The organism is Streptomyces sp. NPDC006174, assembly GCF_040614075.1.
Taxonomy (GTDB): domain Bacteria; phylum Actinomycetota; class Actinomycetes; order Streptomycetales; family Streptomycetaceae; genus Streptomyces.
Map to the genome: position 1 here is coordinate 870,051 of NZ_JBEXTJ010000001.1, position 20,681 is coordinate 890,731.

General features: G+C 71.3%; 23 protein-coding genes and 1 riboswitch. Of the genes, 17 read left to right on the forward strand and 6 right to left on the reverse strand.

Going from position 1 to position 20,681, the window contains the following annotated elements:
- Positions 1-19: 19 nt before the first annotated feature.
- Positions 20-397 (reverse strand): glycine cleavage system protein GcvH, encoded by a 378-nt coding sequence (gene gcvH, locus ABZ267_RS03900; protein WP_018509777.1) that lies wholly within the window; start codon positions 395-397, stop codon positions 20-22.
- Positions 398-517: 120 nt separating this feature from the next.
- Positions 518-1,645, reverse strand: a complete 1,128-nt coding sequence (gene gcvT / locus ABZ267_RS03905; RefSeq protein ID WP_356748200.1) for a glycine cleavage system aminomethyltransferase GcvT — start codon at positions 1,643-1,645, stop codon at positions 518-520.
- A 173-nt stretch (positions 1,646-1,818) separates the two neighbouring features.
- Positions 1,819-1,916, reverse strand: a riboswitch (glycine riboswitch).
- 164 nt (positions 1,917-2,080) lie between these two features.
- Between gcvT and ABZ267_RS03910 the strand changes: the two genes are divergently transcribed.
- The 10 genes from ABZ267_RS03910 (at position 2,081) to ABZ267_RS03955 (ending at position 12,366) form a co-directional block, all read left to right on the forward strand.
- On the forward strand, positions 2,081-2,779 hold the full coding sequence (locus tag ABZ267_RS03910; protein ID WP_356748202.1) for an AAA family ATPase: 699 nt from the start codon (positions 2,081-2,083) through the stop codon (positions 2,777-2,779).
- 52 nt (positions 2,780-2,831) lie between these two features.
- On the forward strand, positions 2,832-3,602 hold the full coding sequence (locus ABZ267_RS03915; protein ID WP_356748204.1) for an enhanced serine sensitivity protein SseB: 771 nt from the start codon (positions 2,832-2,834) through the stop codon (positions 3,600-3,602).
- Between the two features lie 135 nt (positions 3,603-3,737).
- Entirely contained in the window at positions 3,738-4,529 is a 792-nt protein-coding gene (locus tag ABZ267_RS03920) for an enhanced serine sensitivity protein SseB C-terminal domain-containing protein (protein ID WP_356748206.1), read from the forward strand.
- Between the two features lie 233 nt (positions 4,530-4,762).
- The gene (locus ABZ267_RS03925; RefSeq protein WP_356748208.1) at positions 4,763-6,433 is read left to right on the forward strand and encodes an ABC transporter substrate-binding protein; all 1,671 of its coding nucleotides are present in this window, start codon (positions 4,763-4,765) and stop codon (positions 6,431-6,433) included.
- A gap of 85 nt (positions 6,434-6,518) precedes the next feature.
- Positions 6,519-7,523, forward strand: coding sequence for an ABC transporter permease (locus tag ABZ267_RS03930; protein ID WP_073878137.1), 1,005 nt, complete (start codon positions 6,519-6,521; stop codon positions 7,521-7,523).
- A gap of 1 nt (position 7,524) precedes the next feature.
- Positions 7,525-8,487 (forward strand): ABC transporter permease, encoded by a 963-nt coding sequence (locus tag ABZ267_RS03935; RefSeq protein ID WP_356748209.1) that lies wholly within the window; start codon positions 7,525-7,527, stop codon positions 8,485-8,487.
- Positions 8,488-8,493: 6 nt separating this feature from the next.
- Positions 8,494-9,486 carry an ABC transporter ATP-binding protein gene (locus tag ABZ267_RS03940; protein WP_356748211.1) on the forward strand — a complete coding sequence of 331 codons (993 nt, stop codon included), beginning with the start codon at positions 8,494-8,496 and terminating at the stop codon, positions 9,484-9,486.
- Complete coding sequence (locus ABZ267_RS03945) at positions 9,483-10,754, forward strand: oligopeptide/dipeptide ABC transporter ATP-binding protein (RefSeq protein WP_356748213.1); 1,272 nt, start codon at positions 9,483-9,485, stop codon at positions 10,752-10,754. The genes ABZ267_RS03940 and ABZ267_RS03945 overlap by 4 nt, the downstream gene beginning before the upstream one ends.
- An 18-nt stretch (positions 10,755-10,772) precedes the next feature.
- The gene (locus ABZ267_RS03950) at positions 10,773-11,432 is read left to right on the forward strand and encodes a trimeric intracellular cation channel family protein (RefSeq protein WP_356748215.1); all 660 of its coding nucleotides are present in this window, start codon (positions 10,773-10,775) and stop codon (positions 11,430-11,432) included.
- Positions 11,433-11,493: 61 nt separating this feature from the next.
- Positions 11,494-12,366, forward strand: coding sequence for a thioesterase family protein (locus ABZ267_RS03955; protein ID WP_356748217.1), 873 nt, complete (start codon positions 11,494-11,496; stop codon positions 12,364-12,366).
- Between the two features lie 79 nt (positions 12,367-12,445).
- On the opposite strand, the gene ABZ267_RS03960 is transcribed toward ABZ267_RS03955, so the two are convergent.
- Positions 12,446-13,111, reverse strand: coding sequence for a TetR family transcriptional regulator (locus ABZ267_RS03960; protein ID WP_356748219.1), 666 nt, complete (start codon positions 13,109-13,111; stop codon positions 12,446-12,448).
- Positions 13,112-13,238: 127 nt separating this feature from the next.
- Between ABZ267_RS03960 and ABZ267_RS03965 the strand changes: the two genes are divergently transcribed.
- The 3 genes from ABZ267_RS03965 to ABZ267_RS03975 all read left to right on the forward strand — a co-directional run bounded on the left by ABZ267_RS03965 (position 13,239) and on the right by ABZ267_RS03975 (position 15,054).
- Positions 13,239-13,394 (forward strand): hypothetical protein, encoded by a 156-nt coding sequence (locus ABZ267_RS03965; protein ID WP_356748221.1) that lies wholly within the window; start codon positions 13,239-13,241, stop codon positions 13,392-13,394.
- 72 nt (positions 13,395-13,466) lie between these two features.
- Positions 13,467-13,820 carry a hypothetical protein gene (locus tag ABZ267_RS03970; RefSeq protein ID WP_356748223.1) on the forward strand — a complete coding sequence of 118 codons (354 nt, stop codon included), beginning with the start codon at positions 13,467-13,469 and terminating at the stop codon, positions 13,818-13,820.
- A gap of 64 nt (positions 13,821-13,884) precedes the next feature.
- A complete protein-coding gene (locus ABZ267_RS03975) occupies positions 13,885-15,054 on the forward strand; it encodes a cysteine desulfurase family protein (RefSeq protein ID WP_356748225.1) in 1,170 nt (389 codons plus the stop codon).
- Between the two features lie 8 nt (positions 15,055-15,062).
- Here the strand turns inward: ABZ267_RS03975 and ABZ267_RS03980 are convergent, their stop codons facing one another.
- The gene (locus ABZ267_RS03980) at positions 15,063-15,821 is read right to left on the reverse strand and encodes a peptidoglycan recognition family protein (protein ID WP_356748227.1); all 759 of its coding nucleotides are present in this window, start codon (positions 15,819-15,821) and stop codon (positions 15,063-15,065) included.
- Positions 15,822-15,882: 61 nt separating this feature from the next.
- On the opposite strand from ABZ267_RS03980, the gene mnmA reads away from it, so the two are divergent.
- Entirely contained in the window at positions 15,883-17,019 is a 1,137-nt protein-coding gene (gene mnmA / locus ABZ267_RS03985) for a tRNA 2-thiouridine(34) synthase MnmA (RefSeq protein ID WP_356748229.1), read from the forward strand.
- Positions 17,020-17,030: 11 nt separating this feature from the next.
- Here the strand turns inward: mnmA and ABZ267_RS03990 are convergent, their stop codons facing one another.
- Together ABZ267_RS03990 and ABZ267_RS03995 are read right to left on the reverse strand one after the other, a co-directional pair.
- Positions 17,031-17,828: an alpha/beta fold hydrolase gene (locus tag ABZ267_RS03990; RefSeq protein ID WP_356748231.1), complete on the reverse strand. Its 798-nt coding sequence runs from the start codon at positions 17,826-17,828 to the stop codon at positions 17,031-17,033.
- A 68-nt stretch (positions 17,829-17,896) separates the two neighbouring features.
- Entirely contained in the window at positions 17,897-18,232 is a 336-nt protein-coding gene (locus ABZ267_RS03995; protein ID WP_356748232.1) for a DUF427 domain-containing protein, read from the reverse strand.
- Between the two features lie 116 nt (positions 18,233-18,348).
- Here ABZ267_RS03995 and ABZ267_RS04000 point away from each other — a divergent pair, with 116 nt between their 5' ends.
- The 3 genes from ABZ267_RS04000 to ABZ267_RS04010 are packed head-to-tail and all read left to right on the forward strand — an operon-like array spanning position 18,349 to position 20,677.
- Complete coding sequence (locus ABZ267_RS04000; RefSeq protein ID WP_356748234.1) at positions 18,349-18,888, forward strand: TIGR00730 family Rossman fold protein; 540 nt, start codon at positions 18,349-18,351, stop codon at positions 18,886-18,888.
- Between the two features lie 24 nt (positions 18,889-18,912).
- On the forward strand, positions 18,913-19,602 hold the full coding sequence (locus ABZ267_RS04005; RefSeq protein ID WP_356748236.1) for an SDR family oxidoreductase: 690 nt from the start codon (positions 18,913-18,915) through the stop codon (positions 19,600-19,602).
- A 46-nt stretch (positions 19,603-19,648) separates the two neighbouring features.
- Positions 19,649-20,677 (forward strand): methionine synthase, encoded by a 1,029-nt coding sequence (locus tag ABZ267_RS04010; RefSeq protein WP_356748238.1) that lies wholly within the window; start codon positions 19,649-19,651, stop codon positions 20,675-20,677.
- The last annotated feature ends 4 nt before the right edge of the window (positions 20,678-20,681 follow it).

Consider the following 20,681-nt stretch of genomic DNA (forward strand, 5'->3'; position numbering starts at 1 on the left):
TCCCTTAAGGTCTCAGGTCTCAGTTGCCGGAGAACGCGGTGTACTCGTCGGCGGAGAGCAGATCGGCCGGCTCCTCCGTGACGCGCACCTTGAACAGCCAGCCGCCCTCGAAGGGAGCGGAGTTCACCAGCGAGGGGTCGTCCACGACGTCCTGGTTGGCCGCCGTCACCTCTCCGGTCACCGGCGAGTACAGATCGCTGACGGACTTGGTCGACTCCAGCTCGCCGCAGGTCTCGCCCGCGGTCACCGTGTCACCGACCTCCGGAAGCTGGGCGTAGACGACGTCACCGAGCGCGTTGGCCGCGTACTCCGTGATGCCGATCGTGGCCACGCCGTCCTCGACGGCCGACAGCCACTCGTGCTCCTTGCTGTACCGCAGCTGCTGGGGGTTGCTCATGACCTGAATTCTCCTGTACGCGGGGGAGTGCTGATGAACGGTGGTCTTACGGGGTGAGACGGAGGTGCGTCACTTCCGTGACGCCCGAGTGGAGCGAGAAGCCCGGTTTCTTCCGGGATATCACTTCTGGCGCTTGTAGAACGGCAGCGCGACGACCTCGTACGGCTCGTGCGTGCCCCGGATGTCCACGCCCACGCCCTCGGTGCCCGGCGCGGCGAAGGCAGCGTCCACGTACGCCATGGCGATCGGCTTGCCGAGGGTGGGGGAGGGGGCGCCGGAGGTGACCTCGCCGATCACCTTGCCGGCGGGCCCGCCGACGGCGACAACGGGGAAACCGGCGCGCGGGACCCGGCGGCCCTCGGCGATCAGGCCGACCAGCTTGCGCGGCGGGGCGCTCTCGGCGTGCTCGGCGGCGGCCTGGAGCGCCTCGCGGCCCACGAAGTCGCCCTCCTTCTCGAACTTCACGACCCGGCCCAGACCCGCGTCGAACGGGGTCAGCGCCGTCGTCAGCTCGTGCCCGTACAGCGGCATGCCCGCCTCCAGGCGCAGCGTGTCCCGGCAGGAGAGCCCGCACGGGATGAGGCCGTGCGCCTCGCCGGCCTCGCTCAGCGCGCGCCACAGCTGCTCGGCGTGCTCGGGCGCGACGAAGAGTTCAAAGCCGTCCTCGCCGGTGTAGCCGGTACGGGCGATGAGCGCCGGCACCCCGGCGACCGTGCCCGGCAGGCCCGCGTAGTACTTCAGCCCGTCCAGGTCGGCGTCGGTGACCGCCTTCATGATGGCCGGCGACTCCGGGCCCTGGACCGCGAGCAGCGCGTACGCGTCCCGGTCGTCGCGCACCTCGGCGTCGAAGCCCCCGGCCCGCTCGGTCAGCGCGTCCAGCACGATCTGCGCGTTGCCCGCGTTGGCGACCACCATGTACTCGGTCTCGCCCAGGCGGTAGACGATCAGGTCGTCCACGATCCCGCCGTCCTCCTGGACGATCATCGTGTAGCGGGCCCGGCCGTTGCCGACGGTGGCGATGTTGCCCACCAGCGCGTAGCTCAGGAAGGCCGCGGCCTCGGGACCGGTGACGGTGATCTCGCCCATGTGCGACAGGTCGAAGAGACCGGCCCGGGTGCGTACGGCGTTGTGCTCGTCGCGCTCACTGGCGTACCGCAGCGGCATGTCCCAGCCCGCGAAGTCGGTCATGGTGGCGCCGAGCGAGCGGTGCAGCGCGTCGAGGGCGGTGAGACGGGGGGCAGTGCTCATGGATACGGCTCCAGGGCATGACGACGTCAGGACGAATCCTCCCCATCTGTCATCGGAACCTGAGAGGTTCGCCGATAGCCCCTGACGGGGTATGCCCCTGGGGGCGCCCCTGTTCACAGGGCTCGGCTTGCACCTTGGGTGGAGCCGCAGAGCGGCCCGCTTTTCAGATCTGCCTCATCCACGCGGTACGGGGCCTGAGAGATTCAAGGGAGGATCTTGCTCCTTCGGCGCCCGGCTCACACTGTGGCCGGAACTCTCCCGCGCGGATTCGAACGGCCGGTATGCAGTTGGCGCGGTCATCATCGCACGCATTGCGCTCCCGTGGGGAGGCCGGTCCACAACGGGTGGATGAACGGCGAGGACGGTTGTGGAGCCTTGCCCTTTCTTTACACTTCAGGATCAGGCCTGGCCGGCCCGACAGCAGGGGGATGGGCGATGACGTTGCAGCGGTCGGTACCGACCGCGGGGACCGCGCACAGCGCGATGCCCGCACAGCCCGGCGCACCCGTACAGGAGCTGATCACCGAGCCCGCGCCGGTGGTACGTGATCTGCGCGGGCGCACGGGCCACGCTCCGTACAGCCTCGACTTCACCTCCGGCGACATCGTGGTCGTCTCCGGGCTGCCCGGCGGTGGCAAGTCCACCGTGATCCGGCGGGCGGTGGCCGGCCACGCCATCGACTCGCAGAACACCCGCGACCGCTGGGCCGCCGCTCTGCCCCGCTTACTCCCGTACGGCCTCTACCGCCCGCTGGTCCGCGCCGCCCACTACCTCGGGCTCTGGGCCGTGCTGCGCTCCGGCGCCTCGGTCGTCGTCCACGACTGCGGTACGCAGACCTGGGTACGGAACTGGCTCGCCCGGCACGCCGCGCGCCGGGGCCGCACGCTGCGCCTCCTCCTGCTCGACGTGGACCCGGAGACCGCCCGACAGGGCCAGCGCGAGCGCGGCCGCGGCGTCTCCGGTTACGCCTTCGCCCGGCACCGGCACGCGGTGGGCCGGCTGATCCGCGACACCGAACGCGGCGCGCTGCCCGCCGGCTGCGCCTCGGCGGTGCTGCTGGACCGGGAGGCCGCGACCGCGCTGGAGCGGATCACCTTCACGGACGCCGACGACCCGGCCGACCGCTCCGGTTAGGGTTCTGGCCGGAACAACGCCAGCAACGACCGCCGAGAGAGGCACAGAGGCAGTGGACATTCCGGCACCGGCCCAGGCGCACCCCCAGCACGCGTGGCCCGCCAACGAGCTCGAAGAGGTGCTGACCGCCTCCCTCGGCGTCGCCGACGCGGGCGGCCGCCTGGTCGAGGTGCTCGGCCGCAGCTCGGTCTGGGTGCCGCTGCCGAACGGCGGTTCGCCCGCCAGCGCCGACCTGGACCTGCCGATGATGGACATCGACGGTGCCGCGTACGTCCCCGTCTTCAGCTCCGAGGGCCAGTTCCTCAGCTGCGTCGGCAGCCGCATGTCCTTCGCCGTCGCGCCCGCCCGCGACTTCGCCCGCGGCCTGCCGCCGCAGGTCGGCATCGCGGTGAACCCGGGCGGCGCGGTCGGCATCCCGCTGCCGCCGCCCGCCGTCGCCGAGCTCTGCCGGGCCGGACGCACCGCTCTGGACGGGCCCGCCGGCGGCGGCCGGGTCAAGCTGTACGAACCGGACTGGCAGCAGGACCCGGTCGACTTCCTCACCGCCGTCTCGGCCGAGTTCGAGGCCACCGGCGTGGTCTCCACCGCCCGCCGCGCGCTCGCCAGCATCGAGGGCGGCGACCCGGTCCTCTTCGTCGGCGTCGAGTTCGCCACCTGGGACGGCGCGGGCCAGAGCGCTCCGATGGACGCCCTGGGACGGGCGCTCGGCCGCGTCGAGGTGCCGTGGCCGGTGAACCTGGTCCTGCTGGACGTGGCCCAGGACCTGGTCGGCGACTGGATGCGCGAGAAAGTACGGCCGTTCTACCGGCGCGAGGGCCACTGACCGCTCGGTGACCGCGGGTGCCGGCCGACTGTGGCGTCAAGTCGGTGTCAGAAGTGGCGCATAAGCTGGTTTGATGGCGAGGCCGCTCCCGTGTGCCCGGGAGCGTCGACGGAACGATGAGGGGCGGGACCCAGGGTGAGTGCGTCAGGCACTGCGGCGGCCGGTCAGGTCGAGCACATGCTGCGCCAGGTCAGCCCCGGGCGTTACGACGCCTACGAGGCGCTGCTCGCGGCCCTCGCCGACGGCCGGGTCTGGATGCTGCTCTGGCACGGCACGGCCGGTTCACCGGACGCGCAGTACGGCTCCATGGAGGTCGACGGCCTCGGCTACGCGCCGTGCGTCACCTCCGCGCAGGAGCTCTCCGCCAGCGGCTGGAGCCGGTCCCACGAGCTGGTCTCCGGCCGGGACATCGCCCGCACCCTCTTCCCCGACCGCTGGGGCATCTGGCTCAACCCGCACGCCCCCGGCGGCGGCGTCGGCATCCCCTGGCTGGACCTGCGCCGGATCTCCACCGGCCTGGACCGGCTGCCCGCCGGCCCGCTCCGGCTGACCGAGCCCGCGCTGGAGCTCCCGCAGTTCTACGCCCAGCTCACCCAGAACGCCCACCGCACCCCGGCCGTCCGCTCGCTGCGCCGCGCCTGGGTGCATCCCGCCGTCGGCGTCCCGTACCTCGCGATCGGCCTCGATCTGTACGACACCGGGCGGGAGTCCGTCGACGCGGTGCGGACGATGATGCGGCAGTCGGTCGGCGCGGTCCCCGACGGGCTGCCCGTCTCCACCGTCGCCATGTCGGACGAGTACGACCCGGTCGCGATGTGGCTGCGCGCCAACACCCGTCCGTTCTACGACCGCGAGCCGCACGCCCCGGCCGGCCCGCCGCCGACCGCCGCGCCCGGCTACGGGTACCCGCCGCAGCAGCACCGCTGACCTGCGGGTCCGTCCGCCGTCGCCGATCCGGCGTACGGGACCGTCCGCTCCGAACTCCTCCAGATGTCCGGCTCGTCAACCGGGCGCGGAGGGATGTCCCGGAACTGGACGGTTTGGCAACTGTCCGGGTCTCGACTAGGTATCACCGCTATCCGGACTGTTCTCTTGCCATGGACCCCGTCTGTAGTGTGCGGCCATCAAACCTCACCACATGGCGAACCAGGGGTGGACCCATGCGCATATTCAAGTCCCGGGCTGTCCGGGCGATCACGACAGCGGTCGCTGTCGGTCTGATCGCCACGGGCTGTTCCAGCGAGCGGGACGCGGGCGGAGCCAAGGGGGGCGACAAGGACACCTTCGTCTTCGCCGGATCCGGTGACCCCGGCTCCCTCGACCCGGCCCTCGCGAGCGATGGCGAGACGTTCCGCGTCACCCGCCAGGCGTTCGAGGCGCTGCTGGAGCACGAGCCCGGTGGCAGCAAGCTGGTCGGCGGCCTCGCCGAGAAGTGGGAGAGCGACGCGGCCGGCAAGGTCTGGACGTTCAACCTGCGCCAGGGCGTGAAGTTCCACGACGGTGAGGCGTTCAACGCCGCCGCGGTCTGCGCGAACTACGACCACTGGTTCAACTGGAAGGGCACGTACCAGTCCAGCGCGGTCTCCTACTACTGGCAGACCATCATGGGCGGGTTCGCCAAGAACGAGGACGCCGAGGCGCCCAAGGCGAACTACAAGTCCTGCACCGCCAAGGACGAGAACACGGCCGTCATCGAGGTGAACGAGCCCTCGGCGAACCTGCCGGGCGGATTCTCCCTCCAGGCGCTCGCGATCCACTCGCCGAAGGCGATCAAGGAGTACGAGAAGCAGGACGCGACCGCCAAGGGCGACGCGATCACGTACCCCAAGTACAGCCAGGAGGCCGGCACGGTCGCCGGCACCGGCCCGTACAAGATCGTGAAGTGGAACAAGGGGAACAAGGAAGTCTCCCTGGAGCGCTTCGACGACTACTGGGGCGACAAGGCCAAGGTGAAGAACCTGGTCTTCCGCACCATCTCCACCGAGGAGACCCGCCGCCAGGCGCTCCAGGCGGGTGACATCGACGGCTACGACCTGGTCGCGCCGGCCGATGTGACGACGCTGGAGAAGCAGGGTTACGAGGTCCCGACCCGTGACGTCTTCAACATCTTCTACGTCGGCATGAGCCAGGGCGCGAACCCGGCGCTGAAGAAGCCCGCGGTCCGTCAGGCGATCACGCACGCCATCGACCGCGAGAACCTCGTCAACACCCAGCTGCCCGAGGGCGGCAAGGCCGCGACCCAGTTCATGCCCGACACGGTCGCCGGCTTCTCCGACAAGGTGAAGACGTACCCGTTCGATACCGCCAAGGCGAAGAACCTCCTCAAGCAGGCCGGCGAGGAGAAGCTGAGCGTCGAGTTCTGCTACCCGACCGAGGTCACCCGCCCGTACATGCCTGCCCCGCAGGACATGTTCGAGCTGATGAAGGCCGACCTGGAGAAGGCCGGCATCACCGTCAAGCCGAAGGCCATGAAGTGGGCCCCGGACTACGTGGACGGCGTCGAGGCCGGCTCCTGCGCCCTGCACCTGTTCGGCTGGACCGGTGACTTCAACGACGGCTACAACTTCATCGGCACCTGGTTCGCCAAGGCCGAGAAGCAGTGGGGCTTCAAGGACAAGAAGGTCTTCGACGCCGTGAACGCGGCCTCCAAGGTCACCGACACCGCCGGTCGCACCGAGGCCTACAAGAAGGCCAACGAGGCGATCATGGAGTACGTCCCGGGCGTGCCGATCTCGTCGTCCCCGCCGGCCATCGCGTTCGCCAAGAACGTCAACCCGCCGAAGGTCTCCCCGCTGACGCAGGAGAACTTCGCCGAGGTCTCCTTCAAGTAATCGCACACCAGCGGGTCCGCCCGGCCACAGCAACCAGGTGGCCGGGCGGACCCGCATCGACGCACGTGAGAAAGGGGCATGCGGGGTGCTGCGACTCGTCGTCAGAAGACTTCTCCAGCTCATTCCCACCCTGCTCGGCCTGTCGGTCCTGCTGTTCCTCTGGCTGAACCGACTGCCCGGCGGACCCGCCTCAGCGATCCTGGGCGAGCGGGCCACCGAAGCCGAAGTGGCGAGAATCAACCGTGCACTCGGGCTCGACGAGCCGGTGCACGTCCAGTACTGGCGCTTCCTCAAGCGCATCTTCGAGCTCGACCTCGGAACCTCCACCCAGACCGGCCAGCCGGTGTGGGACGAATTCGCCCTGCGCTTCCCGGCCACCGTGGAACTCAGCGTCGCCGCCATCCTGATCGCCGTGGTCGTGGGCATCCCGATGGGCTACCTCGCCGCCAAGCACCGCGGCGGCTGGCTGGACGTCGCGTCCGTCTCCGGATCGCTGCTCGGCATCTGCATCCCGGTCTTCTTCCTGGCCATGCTGCTGCGCGGGATCTTCTCCGTCCAGCTGGGCTGGTTCCCGAGCCAGGGACGGCTCACCACCGGGCTCAACGCCACCGACATCACCGGGTTCTCGGTCCTGGACGGGTTGCTGACCGGCGAGTTCGACGCGAGCTGGGACGCGATCATGCACCTGGTCCTGCCCGCCGTCGCGCTGGCCTCGATCCCGCTCGCCGTCATCGTCCGGATGACCCGCGCCAGCGTCCTGGAGGTGCTCGGCGAGGACTACATCCGCACCGCCGAGTCCAAGGGCCTGGACAAGCGGGTCGTCCGCGGACGCCATGTGCTGCGCAACGCGCTGCTGCCGGTGATCACCGCGGTCGGCCTGCTGACCGGCAGCCTGCTCTCCGGTGCGGTGCTCACCGAGTCCGTCTTCGACTTCGGCGGCATCGGCTCGTTCATCCGTACCGCGATCGACGGCCGCGACTACCCGGTCCTCGTCGGGTTCATTCTCTTCATCGCGATGGTGTACGTGCTCATCAACCTCCTGGTCGACCTCGCGTACAGCATCATCGACCCGAGAGTGCGGGTGCACTGACGTGACGATCATGACCAACAAAGCGAACAAGATCGACCGTCTCGCCGAGCTCACCCAGAGCTCCGAGTCCGTCGCCGGCACCAGCCTCTGGCGCGAGGCGTTCCGCCGGATGCGCTCCAGCAAGATGGCGATCATCGGAGCGGCGATCATCGCCGCCTTCGTCCTCGTCGCCATCGTCGGCCCGATGCTGGCTCCGCACGGTCCCACCGCGCAGAACTGGCGCAGTGAGGTCTTCCCGAACCAGGGCAAGTTCGTCGGCATGCGCGGCGAGAACTGGTTCGGCCTGGACCACCTCGGCCGCGACATGTTCTCGCGCTGGCTCGTCGGCGCCCGGCAGACCCTCCTCGTCGGTGTGGTCTCCATGCTCATCGGCCTGATCATCGGCGCCGCGGTCGGCATCCTCTCGGGCGCCGCCGCCACTCTCGGCGGCAAGGTCGGCCAGCGCATCGACACCGTGGTCATGCGCTTCACCGACATCATGCTGTCGCTGCCGTCCCTGCTGCTGGCCGTCTCCATCGCGGCGGTGCTCGGACAGTCGCTGACCACCGTGATGATCGCCGTCGGTGTCGTCCAGATCCCCATCTTCGCCCGCCTGCTGCGCGGTTCGATGCTGGTGCAGGGTGGCGCGGACTACGTGCTCGCCGCGAAGGCGGTCGGTATCCGGCGCAAGCGGATCGTGCTGACGCAGATCCTGCCGAACTCGCTGAGCCCGGTGATCGTCCAGGCGACGCTGAGCCTCGCCACCGCGATCATCGAGGCGGCGGCCCTCTCCTACCTGGGCCTAGGCAACCCGGACCCGGCCGTTCCCGAGTGGGGCGTGATGCTCTCGCAGGCGCAGCGCTTCTTCGACAACGAGCCGATGATGGCCGCCTATCCGGCCATCGGGATCATCATCACGGCACTCGGCTTCACCTTGCTCGGCGAGTCCATGCGCGAAGCCCTCGACCCGAAGTTGCGAGGCTGACGTCCCATGCCACTGCTCTCAGTTGAAGAACTCAGCGTCACCTTCACCGCGCGCGGCCGCAAGGACGCCACCGCCGTGGACGGCGTCTCCTTCGACGTCGACCAGGGCCAGGTCGTCGGCCTGGTGGGCGAGTCGGGGTGCGGCAAGTCCGTCACCTCGCTCGCCCTGATGGGGCTGCTGCCCCGCAAAGGTGTACGGATCGGCGGGCGGGCCGAGTACGACGGCCGGGACCTCCTGACCATCGGCGAGCGCAAGCTCCGCGACATGCGCGGCAGCCAGCTGGCGATGATCTTCCAGGACCCGCTCTCCTCGCTGAACCCGGTCGTCCCCATCGGCATCCAGGTCACCGAGATCCTCCAGCGCCACCGCGGCCTCAAGGGCGAGAAGGCCCGCAAGGAAGCGGCGTCGCTCCTGGACCGGGTCGGCATCCCGGACCCGGACCGGCGGCTCAAGGAGTACCCGCACCAGCTCTCCGGCGGAATGCGCCAGCGTGCGCTGATCGCCATGGCGGTGGCCTGCGCGCCGCGTCTGCTGATCGCCGACGAGCCGACCACCGCGCTCGACGTCACCATCCAGGCGCAGATCCTGGAGCTGCTCAAGGAACTGGTCGACCAGGAGGGCACCGCCCTGCTGATGATCACCCACGACCTCGGTGTGGTGGCCGGCCTCTGCGACGAGGTCAACGTCCTCTACGCGGGCCGGGCGGTGGAATCCGCGGGCCGCCGCGAGCTGTTCGCGCACCCGACCCACCCGTACGCGCACGGACTGCTCGGCTCCATCCCGCGCCTGGACGCGCCGCGCGGCGAGCCGCTCAACCCGATCCGCGGCTCCATCAACGACAAGATCGCCTGGGCCGACGGCTGCGCCTTCGCACCTCGTTGCGACCACTACACGATGGAGTGCCTCACCGGCACCCCCGAACTGACCGAACCACGCGTCGCCGGACACCAGGTGCGCTGCGTCAACCCGGTCCTGCCCAAGGCGGAGGTCCCGGCATGAGCCTGCTCGAACTGGACGGCGTCAAAGTCCACTTCCCGGTCAAGAGGGGCCTCTTCTTCGACCGTACGGTGGGCCATGTCTACGCCGTCGACGGCGTCTCGCTCAGCGTGGAGGCCGGCCAGACGTACGGCCTGGTCGGTGAGTCCGGGTGCGGCAAGACGACGCTCGGCCGCGCGGTGCTGCGGCTGAACGACATCACCGACGGCGCGGTCGTCTTCGACGGCACCGACCTCGCGCAGCTGCCGTCGGAGGAGATGCGGACCTTCCGCCGCCGCCTCCAGATGGTCTTCCAGGACCCGCTGGGCAGCCTCAACCCGCGGCAGAACATCGAGTCGATCCTCGCCGAGGGCATGGCCGCCCACAACATCGGCAAGGACCAGGTCGAGCGCCGGGAGAAGATCAAGGAGATCCTCGCCAAGGTCGGCCTGCCGGCCAACGCGATGTCCCGCTACCCGCACGAGTTCTCCGGCGGCCAGCGCCAGCGCATCGGCATCGCCCGCGCGCTGGTCCTGGAGCCGGACGTGATCATCTGCGACGAGCCGGTGTCCGCGCTGGACGTCTCGGTCCAGGCGCAGGTCATCAACCTGCTGGAGGAGCTCCAGGAGTCACTGGGCCTCACCTACCTGGTCATCGCGCACGACCTCGCCGTGGTCCGGCACATCTCGGACGTCATCGGGGTCATGTACCTGGGCGGCCTGGTCGAGGAGGCGCCGAGCGACGCGCTGTACGCGGGGCCCCGGCACCCTTACACCAAGGCGCTGATGTCGGCCGTCCCGGTGCCGGACCCGGAGGTCGAGGACCGCCGCGAGCGCATCCTGCTCCACGGCGACCTGCCTTCACCGGCCAACCCGCCGGCCGGCTGCCGCTTCCACACCCGCTGCCCGTGGGTGCAGGAGACCAAGTGCGCGACCGAGCGCCCGCCGCTGCTCGACACCGGTGACGGGCACAAGGTGGCCTGCCACTTCACGGCCGAGATCGAGGCCGGGACGGTGAAGCAGACCCTTGCCACCGGCATCGAGGCGGTCGTCGCCACGGAGGCGGTGGCGGCCGAGGCGGTGGAGGTGTCGGAGGGTGAGCCCGCCGAGGAGCCCGAGGCCGGAGGGACTCCCGAGACCGTCGGGACTTCCGAGACCGCAGGGACTCCCGAGACCGTCGGGACTTCACGGGCCGACGCGGCCGTGAAGACCGCCGCCGAGCTGCCCGCGAGCGTGCCGGGCCAGGCCGACGCATCCGACTCCGTACCGGCGGAGGGCGGAGCCAAGGAGTAGGACCGGCACAATTGCCCGGTGCTCACCGAACTGTTCACGCCCTCCGTCCAGCATGCGCTCGATCTCGTCGGGATCTTCGTCTTCGCGATCTCGGGCGCGCTGCTCGCCGTACGCAAGAACTTCGATGTCTTCGGCATCGCGGTCCTCGCGGAGGTGACAGCGCTGGGCGGAGGGCTGTTCCGTGATGTGATGATCGGCGCGATCCCGCCCGCCGCCTTCACCGACCTCGGCTACTTCATCACTCCGCTCTTCGCCGCCGGCCTGGTCTTCTTCCTCCATCCGCACGTGGAGCGCATCCAGGTCGGCGTCAACGTCTTCGACGCGGCGGGGCTCGGCCTGTTCTGCGTGACCGGCACGGTCAAGGCGTACGAGTACGGCCTCGGCCTCACGTCGTCGGCGGCGCTCGGGCTGGCCACCGCGGTCGGCGGCGGCGTGCTGCGGGACGTGCTGGCCAACGAGGTGCCGTCGCTGCTGCGCTGGGACCGCGACCTGTACGCGGTGCCCGCGATCGTCGGCGCCACCATGGTCGTCCTCTGCATCCGCTTCGACACCCTCAACGCCCTCACCAGCGGTACGGCGGTCATCGCCGCGTTCACCCTCCGCCTGCTGGCGCTGCGCTTCCACTGGCGTGCGCCGCGCGCGTACAACCGCTCCTCGGCACGGGCGGAGGAGGCGTAGGCCGGATCGGGCGGCGCGGAAAGCTACCGCTCAGTAACGCCATCCGTGTACCGTGCATGCCATGGCACAGGCAGCGACAGAGGCGGCGGCACAGACCGCTCCGGCAACCATCGGCGACAGCGAGTTCGACCGCGACACCGCGGTCACCCTGCGCGAGGAGGGCGTCTACGACGCGGAGCTCTCCGCGGGCTGGACCATCATCCACGCCGTCAACGGCGGCTACCTGCTGGCGCTGCTGGGCCGCGCGCTGGGTGAGGCGCTGCCGCACTCCGACCCGTTCTCGGTCTCCGCGCACTACCTCACCGCCTCCGTCCCCGGCCCCGCCGTGATCCGGACCCAGACCGTCCGCGCCGGCCGCACGCTCTCCACCGGCCAGGCCTCGCTCTTCCAGTACGCGGAGGACGGCAGCGAGATCGAGCGCATCCGCGTCCTCGCCACCTACGGCGACCTGGACACGCTCCCCGACGACGTACGCACCACCGCGTCGCCGCCCGCCATGCCGGACCGCGACCACTGCCTCGGCCCGAGCGACGGCGCGCCCAAGATCCCCGGCAGCTCCGCCATCACCGACCGGCTCGACATCAAGCTCGACCCGGCGACCGTCGGCTGGGCGGTCGGCGCGCCGTCCGGCAAGGGTGAGATGCGCGGCTGGTTCGGTCTCGCGGACGGCCGCGACCCGGACCCGCTCTCGCTGCTGCTCACCGTGGACGCCCTGCCGCCGACCTCGTTCGAGCTGGGCCTCACCGGCTGGACGCCGACGGTCGAGCTCACCACCCACATCCGCTGCCGCCCGGCCCCGGGCCCGCTGCGCGTCTCCATCACCACCCGCAACCTCGCCGGCGGCTTCCTGGAGGAGGACGCGGAGGTCTGGGACAGCGCCGACCGCCTCGTCGCCCAGTCCCGCCAGCTGGCGAAGGCGCCGCGCGCGAAGTAGATCCCGTGCGCGCCTGGTGCGGCGTGCGAGCGCGCTGGGCAGGCCGTACGCGTACGACGTCTCCCGCGCCCGCCCCGGCTCAGTCCCGGGCGGGCGCCTCGTCGAGTTCTCGGTCCCGGGCGGGCGCCTCGTCCAGCCAGTGCGCGCGGCCGATCGAGACCAGCCGCAGCCGCCGCCGCGCCTGCCGGACCACGTCCCGCTCGTGCTCGGGGCCCGCGTCCAGCAGCGCCGAGGCGGTCATCACCATGTGGTCCACGTAGAACCCGCCCAGCATCAGCAGATCCTCCTCGCTCCACCCGGCGGACCCCGGTTCCACCTCGAGCGCGCACGCCACCTCCTCGGCGAACCGGAGCAGCTGCGCCGCGATGGCCTCACGCACCGGGCCGACCCCTCCGTGCTGCTCGCGCGCGATGAACCGGAAGTGCGCGGGCTGCGCGCCGACGTGCCGCGCTATCACCTCCACGCTGCGGTCCAGCCGCTCCTCGCTGTCGCCGGTCTCCATGAGCACCGCGGCGATCAGCCCGTGCAGGCTGCCCAGCGTCTCCTCCACCAGGGCCACACCGAGCGCGGCGGTGTCCGCGAAGTGCCGGTAGAAGGCGGTGGGCGTGACCCCCACGACCCGGGTGACCTCGCGCAGTCCCAGGCTGCTCAGGCTCTGGTGCTCCAGCAGCAGGAGGGCTGCGTCGAGCAGGGCCTGGCGGGTCTTCAGCTTCTGGGTCTGGCGGACTCCGGCGGTGTGACTCATGCCATTCAGTAAACAACCGTTCTCCGAGTCAAGGAAGGGGCCGGAGGTTTAGGCTGGCAAGTCAGTGAACACTCGTACTCCGAACGGCTTTGTTCGTCGCACCGACTCCGCACAGAGAGGTTCCGCCGTGCTCGTCCTCGTCGCCGCACTGCTGCTCCTGGGCATCGCCCTCGGGGCCGTCGCCCACCTTCCGCTTCCGGTCTCGCTGGCCGCCGCGACGGTGATCGGCTGCTGGCTGCTGATCTTCGCCGTACGGGAACGCCACACCCACCGCACCCGCTGACCGGGCCCACACCAGCACCATGAGCACCCGCCGAGCCCGCCGTACCCGGACCGATCCGAAGGAGCTCGCACCATGACCCTCACTCTCACCGACCGCGCCCGCCGGACGGACGACGTCACCGACCAGGCCGCACCGGAACAGCCGCGTCCGCGCGAGGAGGAGACCGACCCCACCCCGCGCCGGGCCACCGGCCGCGAGGCGGACGGCCTCGCCGTCGCCTCCTTCGTCCTCGGCCTCGTCGGCCTGCTGGCGTTCAACCTGCTGCTCGGCCCCACCGCGATCGTCATGGCGCTGCTCTCGCTGGCCCGCCGTACCCGCCGCCCGCGCCGCGCCTACCTCGGACTCGCACTCGGTGTCGCCGACCTCGTCGTCCTGGCCGTCCTGGTCACCGTCAACGGCACGGTGTCCTGGAACCTGGGCGGCTGACGAGGGCGGTCCCGGACGTGCGGCGCCATGCGCCCGGCACAGGGCTCGTAGAATCGGCCCCACCATGGCCTACCTCGACCACGCAGCGACCACGCCGATGCTTCCCGAAGCGATCGAGGCGATGACCGCCCAGCTCTCCGTCACCGGCAACGCGTCCTCCCTGCACGCGGCCGGCCGCAGGGCCCGCCGCACCGTCGAGGAGTCCAGAGAAACCCTCGCCGACGCGCTCGGCGCCCGCCCCAGCGAGGTGGTGTTCACCTCCGGCGGCACGGAGGCCGACAACCTCGCGGTCAAGGGCCTGTACTGGTCCCGCCGCGACGCCGACCCGCGCCGCACCCGGGTCCTCTCCGGCCCCGTCGAGCACCACGCGGTCCTGGACGCCGTCGACTGGCTCGCCGAGCACGAAGGCGCGACCGTCGAGTACCTCCCGGTCGACCGTTACGGCCGGGTCCACCCCGAGGACCTCCGCGAGGCGATCCTCCGCAACCCCGACGACATCGCGATGATCACCGTGATGTGGGCCAACAACGAGATCGGCACGATCATGCCGGTACGGGAACTGGCGTCGGTCGCCGCCGAGTTCGGGATCCCGATGCACGCCGACGCCGTGCAGGCCTTCGGCCAGCTGGAGGTCGGCTTCGCCGCCTCCGGGCTGGCCGCGATGACGGTGAGCGGCCACAAGATCGGCGGCCCGTTCGGCATCGGCGCGCTGCTGCTGGGCCGTGACCACACTCCCGTACCCGTGCTGCACGGCGGCGGCCAGGAGCGCCACGTGCGCTCCGGCACCCTGGACGTGCCGGCCGTCGCCTCCTTCGCCGTGGCGGGACGGCTGGCCGCCGAGGGCCGCGAGCACTTCGCCCGGCGCGTCGGCGCACTCCGCGACGACCTGGTCGCCGCCGTACGCCACGCCGTCCCGGACGCCGTCCTCGGCGGCGACCCGGACCCGGCCGGGCGGCTCCCGGCCAACGCGCACTTCAGCTTCCCCGGCTGCGAAGGCGACTCCCTCCTCCTCCTGCTGGACGCCCAGGGCATCGAGTGCTCGACCGGCTCCGCCTGCACCGCCGGAATCGCCCAGCCCAGCCACGTACTCCTGGCCACCGGCACCGATCCGGACCTGGCCCGCGGCACGCTGCGCTTCTCGCTCGGCCACACCTCCACCGAGGACGATGTGAAGGCGCTGGCCCAGGCGATCGGCCCGGCGGTGGAGCGGGCGCGGACGGCCGGACTCAGCTGAGATCGGCCCTACTCCGTCTTCGCCGATGCGGAAGCCGAGGCGGAGGCGGAAGGTGTCGGCGTGGGCGGTGCCGTCGCCGCACGCCGCACCAGCTTCAGATAGCGGTCCCAGTCCCAGTGCGGCCCCGGGTCGGTGTGGTCGGTGCCCGGCACCTCCACATGGCCGATGATGTGCTCCCGGTCGATGGGTATCTCGTACCGCGCGCAGATCGACGCCGTGAGCCGCGCCGACGACTCGTACATCTCCTTCGTGAGGTCCTTCGGCCGGTCCACGAAGCCCTCGTGCTCGATGCCGATCGCGCGCTCGTTGAACGGCCGGTTGCCCGCCTGGTACGCCACGTCCAGCTCGCGGATCATCTGCACCACCCGCCCGTCCTGGCCCACGATGTAGTGCGTCGCGGCCCGGTGGCCGGGGTCCTGGAAGACCCGTACCGCGCTGTCGAAGCTGCCCTGCGTGACATGGATGATCACGCGGTCGATCCGGAAGTCGTCCGGGCGGTCCGCCCGCCGCCAGTTCGCCTCGGAGGCCGCGACCCAGGTCGCGCCCGCGTAGTCCAGCTCGCCGGCCTTGCGCGGCTTCTCCACGCCGGGCACCTGCCACCAGGCCCGCTTCACCTCGTCGCGCGCGAGCACGGCGACGGTGCCGGCCGCCACCACGGCGCCGCCGCCGATCAGCAGCGCACGCCGGCTGACGCCGTCGGCGGACTTCTTCCGCGACCGTCCGCCCGAGGGCTTCCGCGACGCCCTGGTGCTCCCGTTGTTGCCCATGTGATCACCAACGCATATCCGCGGGCGTTCGGTTCCCGGCGACCCGTACCCTGGAGGGGCTATGACTCAGACTTCCCAGCGCCCCCTGCGTGTCCTCGCCGCGATGTCGGGCGGCGTGGACTCCGCCGTCGCCGCGGCCCGCGCCGCCGAGGCGGGCCACGACGTGACCGGTGTCCACCTCGCCCTCTCCGCCAACCCCCAGTCCTTCCGGACCGGGGCGCGCGGCTGTTGCACCATCGAGGATTCCCGGGACGCCCGCCGCGCGGCCGACGTCATCGGTATCCCGTTCTACGTCTGGGACCTCGCGGAACGTTTCCGCGAGGACGTCGTGGACGACTTCGTCGCGGAGTACGAGGCCGGGCGCACGCCCAATCCGTGCCTGCGCTGCAACGAGAAGATCAAGTTCGCCGCGCTGCTGGACAAGGCTCTCGCTCTCGGCTTCGACGCCGTCTGCACCGGCCACTACGCCACCGTCGTGCTCGCCGAGGACGGCAGCCGCGAGCTGCACCGCGCCTCCGACATGGCCAAGGACCAGAGCTATGTGCTCGGCGTCCTGGACGAGAAGCAGCTCGCCCACGCCATGTTCCCGCTCGGCGACACCCTCACCACCAAGGACGAGATCCGCGCCGAGGCCGAGCGCCGCGGCCTGGCCGTCGCCAAGAAGCCCGACAGCCACGACATCTGCTTCATCGCCGACGGCGACACCCAGGGCTTCCTGGCGAACCGCCTCGGCGGCCCGGCCGAAGGCGACATCCTGGACGAGACCGGTACGAAGCTGGGCACCCACGACGGCGCGTTCGGCTTCACCATCGGCCAGCGCAAGGGCCTGAAGATCGGCCACCCGGCCCCCGACGGCAAGCCGCGCTACGTGCTCGACATCTCACCGGTCGACAACACGGTCACCGTCGGCCCGGTCGAGGCTCTCGACGTGACCTCCCTGACCGCCATCAAGCCGCGCTGGTGCGGAACGCCTCCGTCCGGCCCGGGAACGTACACCGCGCAGCTCCGCGCCCACGGCGGCGAGACCGAGGTGACGGCCGAGCTGGTGGACGGCACCGAGCTGAACGTCACCTTCACCGAGCCGGTCCGAGGCGTGGCGCCGGGCCAGGCGGTCGTCCTGTACGACGGCACGCGCGTGGTCGGCTCGGCCACCATCGCGACGACGGTGCGCCGCGAGCGGGTCCCCTCAGGAGCCTGAGGACTCCCGCTTCACGACGCCTGGCGTACGTACACGTCCCTGGCGAAGAAGTCCGCCAGCACCGGGGCCAGCACCTGCGGCGCCACCTCGCGCATCTGGCCCGTCAGCGTGCGGTGCCGGGCGCGCGGCAGGGCCTCGGCCAAGGTGCGGGTGGCGGCGCGGGCGCGGGCCGAGCTGAAGCCGCCGCAGACCACCAGGGTGCGGGCGGTGACGGCGGCGAACCGCTCCGCCGGGACCGCTCCGTCGCCGAGCACCGCGTCGTCGTACGCCAGCGTGTGCGCCAGCGCCTCCAGGCCTGGCCACTGAGGCGCGCGCCGCATCCGGGCCACCGTCGCCGCGTCGACGCCCGTCGCGGCCAGGAACAGCTCCACCGCCCCGCCCCGGTCACCGGCCGCCAGCAGGCGGTGCAGCCGTTCCGTGCGGGCGGCCTTGGAGCGGCGGCCGGAGACGCCGGGGGTGTAAGGCGGCTCGTAGACGGCGAGCAGCTCGACCGGAAGCCCGACGGCCGCCGCCTCCAGGGCCAGCGCGCCGCCGGAGTCCATCCCGAACACGCGCGCCTCCGGGCCCGCCGCCGCCACGACGGCGGCCAGGTCCTCGATCTCCCGGCGCACGCCGTCCGCACCGCTGCCACTGGCGCCGCGTCCCCGGCGGTCGTAGGTGACCACGGTGAAGCGCGGCGCCAGCAGCGCGGCCAGTGGCGCGTCGGTCGCCGCGGTGCTCAGCGCCCCGCCGACCAGTACCAGCGGTGGCCCCTCACCCTGGCGGCGGAAGGCGATCGGCGTGGCGTCGGCGGAGAGAATCCTGTCCATGGGAGGAGAGACCGGGACAACTCCCAGAACTCATCGCTCCGGCGGAAAGAACCTCGCAGGGCCGCGCGTCAGTCGGCCACCGGCTCCGTCTCGTAGAAGCAGAAGTGGTCCTTGACGGCGGCGACTTCGGGCTTCGGGTCCGGGTAGGCCCAGACGAGGTCGGCGGCGCCGGGCAGCGACCAGTAGGAGGCGTCGCCCTTGAACGGGCAGTGGGTGGTGGTGTCCGACGGGGTGAGCAGTTCGGTACGGACGTCCTCCGGCGGCAGGTAGTAGCGGTCCGGACAGCCCGTCTCGCGCAGGACGAGCGGCCGGCGGCTCTCGGCCAGCACCTGGCCCTCGTGGACCGCCCTGACGTGGACGGTGACCGGCTCGACGGTGATGTGGTGTCCTCGGGTGGAAGTCATGCCTCTCTCAGCGGCGTACGGCCCCGGAATCTTCCCCGCCCGCGCCCTGTCGGCCGAAATCCGCACCGGACTCACCGGAACGGGGGAGTGTCCGAGGCGGGTCGTACGGTGGCTCCATGAACATCTGCGTCTTCCTCTCCGCCGCCGACCTCGACGACCGCTACACCGTGCCCGCCCGCGAGTTCGCCGAGCTGCTCGGCAGAGGCGGCCACACGCTGGTCTGGGGCGGATCGGAAAGTGGCCTGATGAAGGTCGTCGCGGACGGTGTGCAGGCGGCGGGCGGGCGGCTCGTGGGGGTCTCGGTCGACTTCCTCGCCGCGAAGGCCCGGACGGATGCCGACGAGATGGTGATCGCCCGCGACCTCGCCGAGCGCAAGGCCCTCCTCCTGGCGAAGTCCGACGCCATCGTGATCATGGTCGGCGGGACCGGGACGCTGGACGAGGCCACCGAGATCCTGGAGCTGAAGAAGCACGGCAAGCACACCAAGCCGGTCGTCCTGCTCAACACGGCGGGCTTCTACGACGGGCTGCGCGAGCAGTTCCAGCGGATGGAGGACGAGGGGTTCCTGCCGCTGCCGCTGACCGAGCTGGTCTTCTTCGCCAAGGACGGCGTCGGCGCGCTCGCCTACCTGGAGGAGTCCGCCGGTCTCCAGTAGAAGACCCGGATCTAGGATCGCCCCATGCCTACCCACCTCATCACCGGCGCCGGTTCCGGCATCGGGGCCGCTGTCACCCGCCGCCTCCTGGAGCGCGGTGACGACCCCGTCCTGCTCGCCCGTGACGCCGGCCGCGCCAAGGAGTTCGCCGACCGCTATCCGGGCGCACGGACGCTCGTCGGCGACCTCGGCAACCCCGACCGGCTCTCCTGGGCGTTCGGACAGCAGGCCATGCCCGAGCGGATCGACACCCTGCTGCACATCGCGGGCGTCGTCGAGCTCGGCACCGTCGGCGAACTCACTCCCAAGGCCTGGCACTTCCAGCTCAACGCCAACCTCATCGCTCCGGCCGAGATCACCCGCCTCCTCATCCCGCAGCTCCGCGCAGCCCAGGGCCACGTCCTCTTCGTGAACTCCGGCGCCGGGCTCAACGCCCACGCCGGCTGGAGCGCGTACGCCGCGAGCAAGCACGGCCTCAAGGCGCTCGCCGACTCGCTGCGCCACGAGGAGCACGGCAACGGGGTCCGGGTCACCTCCGTCTATCCCGGGCGCACCGCCAGCCCGATGCAGGCCAAGGTGCACCAGCAGGAAGGCAAGGAGTACGACGCGGAGCGCTGGATCGACCCGGAGTCGGTGGCCACCACGATCCTGATGGCGATCGACCTGCCGCGCGACGCCGAGGTCAACGACCTCACGGTCCGCCCGGGCCGCTGACGCCCCGCGTACGCGGCGGGTGCGCGGAGGACCGTAGGCTTCCGGCGTGAGCGAGAAGAGCAAGTTGAGCGGGTGCCCGGCGACCGGGATCGGGTCCATGCCCGGAGGAGACGCGCGGGAGGCGGCGAAGACCGTCACCGGGTCCTTCGCCGACGGGCAGGGCATGCCGCACCTGGCGGAGCTGCCGGCGCGCGGCCCTGGCGCGGACATGATCGGCCGGACCATCGGCATGCTCGTCGAGATGTACGGGCACGTCGAGCCGAGCGGCTGGCGGATCAGCGACCGGCCCGGCCGCGACACCCGCCGCGCCCGCTCCTGGCTCGGCGAGGACCTGGACGCGCTGGAGGAGTTCACCCAGGGGTACGAGGGGCTGCTCAAGGTCCAGGCCGTCGGCCCGTGGACGCTCGCCGCCGCTCTCGAACTGCGCGGCGGCGAGGCCATGCTCGGCGACGCCGGTGCCTGCCGTGACCTGGCCGGTTCGCTGGCCGAGGGGCTCCGCGCGCACCTGGCCGAGGTGCGCCGCCGGATGCCCGGCGCCGAGGTGGTCCTCCAGCTGGACGAGCCTTCTCTCACCGCCGTCCTGCTCGGCCGGATCCGCTCCGCCAGCGGCTACCGCACCTACCGCGCCGTCGACCGCCAGCTCGTCGAGTCGGCGCTGCGCGACGTCCTCGCCGCAACGGGCGAGGACGGCACGGCGATCGTCCACTCCTGCGCTCCGGAGGTGTCTTTCGCGCTGCTGCGCCGGGCCGGGGCCGACGGCATCTCGTTCGACTTCTCTCTGCTCACGGAGCGTGAGGAGGAGGCGATCGGGGAAGCGGTCGAAGGCGGCACGCAGCTGTTCCTGGGCGTAGTGCCCTCCACCGACGCGGCAACGGGGTCATTGTCGGACCCGGGCGGTAGCGTCATGGGAGTCAGGACGCTGTGGAGCAGGCTGGGGCTGAATCCGGGGACTCTCGCCGAGTCCGTCGCGATCACCCCGTCGTGCGGTCTCGCGGGCGCGTCGCCCGCGTACGCCCGCACCGCGCTCGCCCACAGCGCCCGGGCGGCGAGGTCGCTCGCGGACAACCCTGAGTGACGGG

What these genes read in the sequence shown, in the direction of transcription:
- ABZ267_RS03960 (WP_356748219.1), bottom strand. Translation starts at nt 13,111, where the DNA reads ATGAGTCACACCGCCGGAGTCCGCCAGACCCAGAAGCTGAAGACCCGC.
- ABZ267_RS03940 (WP_356748211.1), top strand. Translation starts at nt 8,494, where the DNA reads ATGCCACTGCTCTCAGTTGAAGAACTCAGCGTCACCTTCACCGCGCGC.
- mnmA (WP_356748229.1), top strand. Translation starts at nt 15,883, where the DNA reads ATGACTCAGACTTCCCAGCGCCCCCTGCGTGTCCTCGCCGCGATGTCG.
- ABZ267_RS03910 (WP_356748202.1), top strand. Translation starts at nt 2,081, where the DNA reads ATGACGTTGCAGCGGTCGGTACCGACCGCGGGGACCGCGCACAGCGCG.
- gcvH (WP_018509777.1), bottom strand. Translation starts at nt 397, where the DNA reads ATGAGCAACCCCCAGCAGCTGCGGTACAGCAAGGAGCACGAGTGGCTG.
- ABZ267_RS04000 (WP_356748234.1), top strand. Translation starts at nt 18,349, where the DNA reads ATGAACATCTGCGTCTTCCTCTCCGCCGCCGACCTCGACGACCGCTAC.
- ABZ267_RS03955 (WP_356748217.1), top strand. Translation starts at nt 11,494, where the DNA reads ATGGCACAGGCAGCGACAGAGGCGGCGGCACAGACCGCTCCGGCAACC.
- ABZ267_RS03925 (WP_356748208.1), top strand. Translation starts at nt 4,763, where the DNA reads ATGCGCATATTCAAGTCCCGGGCTGTCCGGGCGATCACGACAGCGGTC.
- gcvT (WP_356748200.1), bottom strand. Translation starts at nt 1,645, where the DNA reads ATGAGCACTGCCCCCCGTCTCACCGCCCTCGACGCGCTGCACCGCTCG.
- ABZ267_RS03975 (WP_356748225.1), top strand. Translation starts at nt 13,885, where the DNA reads ATGGCCTACCTCGACCACGCAGCGACCACGCCGATGCTTCCCGAAGCG.
- ABZ267_RS03970 (WP_356748223.1), top strand. Translation starts at nt 13,467, where the DNA reads ATGACCCTCACTCTCACCGACCGCGCCCGCCGGACGGACGACGTCACC.
- ABZ267_RS03980 (WP_356748227.1), bottom strand. Translation starts at nt 15,821, where the DNA reads ATGGGCAACAACGGGAGCACCAGGGCGTCGCGGAAGCCCTCGGGCGGA.
- ABZ267_RS03990 (WP_356748231.1), bottom strand. Translation starts at nt 17,828, where the DNA reads ATGGACAGGATTCTCTCCGCCGACGCCACGCCGATCGCCTTCCGCCGC.
- ABZ267_RS03945 (WP_356748213.1), top strand. Translation starts at nt 9,483, where the DNA reads ATGAGCCTGCTCGAACTGGACGGCGTCAAAGTCCACTTCCCGGTCAAG.
- ABZ267_RS03995 (WP_356748232.1), bottom strand. Translation starts at nt 18,232, where the DNA reads ATGACTTCCACCCGAGGACACCACATCACCGTCGAGCCGGTCACCGTC.
- ABZ267_RS04005 (WP_356748236.1), top strand. Translation starts at nt 18,913, where the DNA reads ATGCCTACCCACCTCATCACCGGCGCCGGTTCCGGCATCGGGGCCGCT.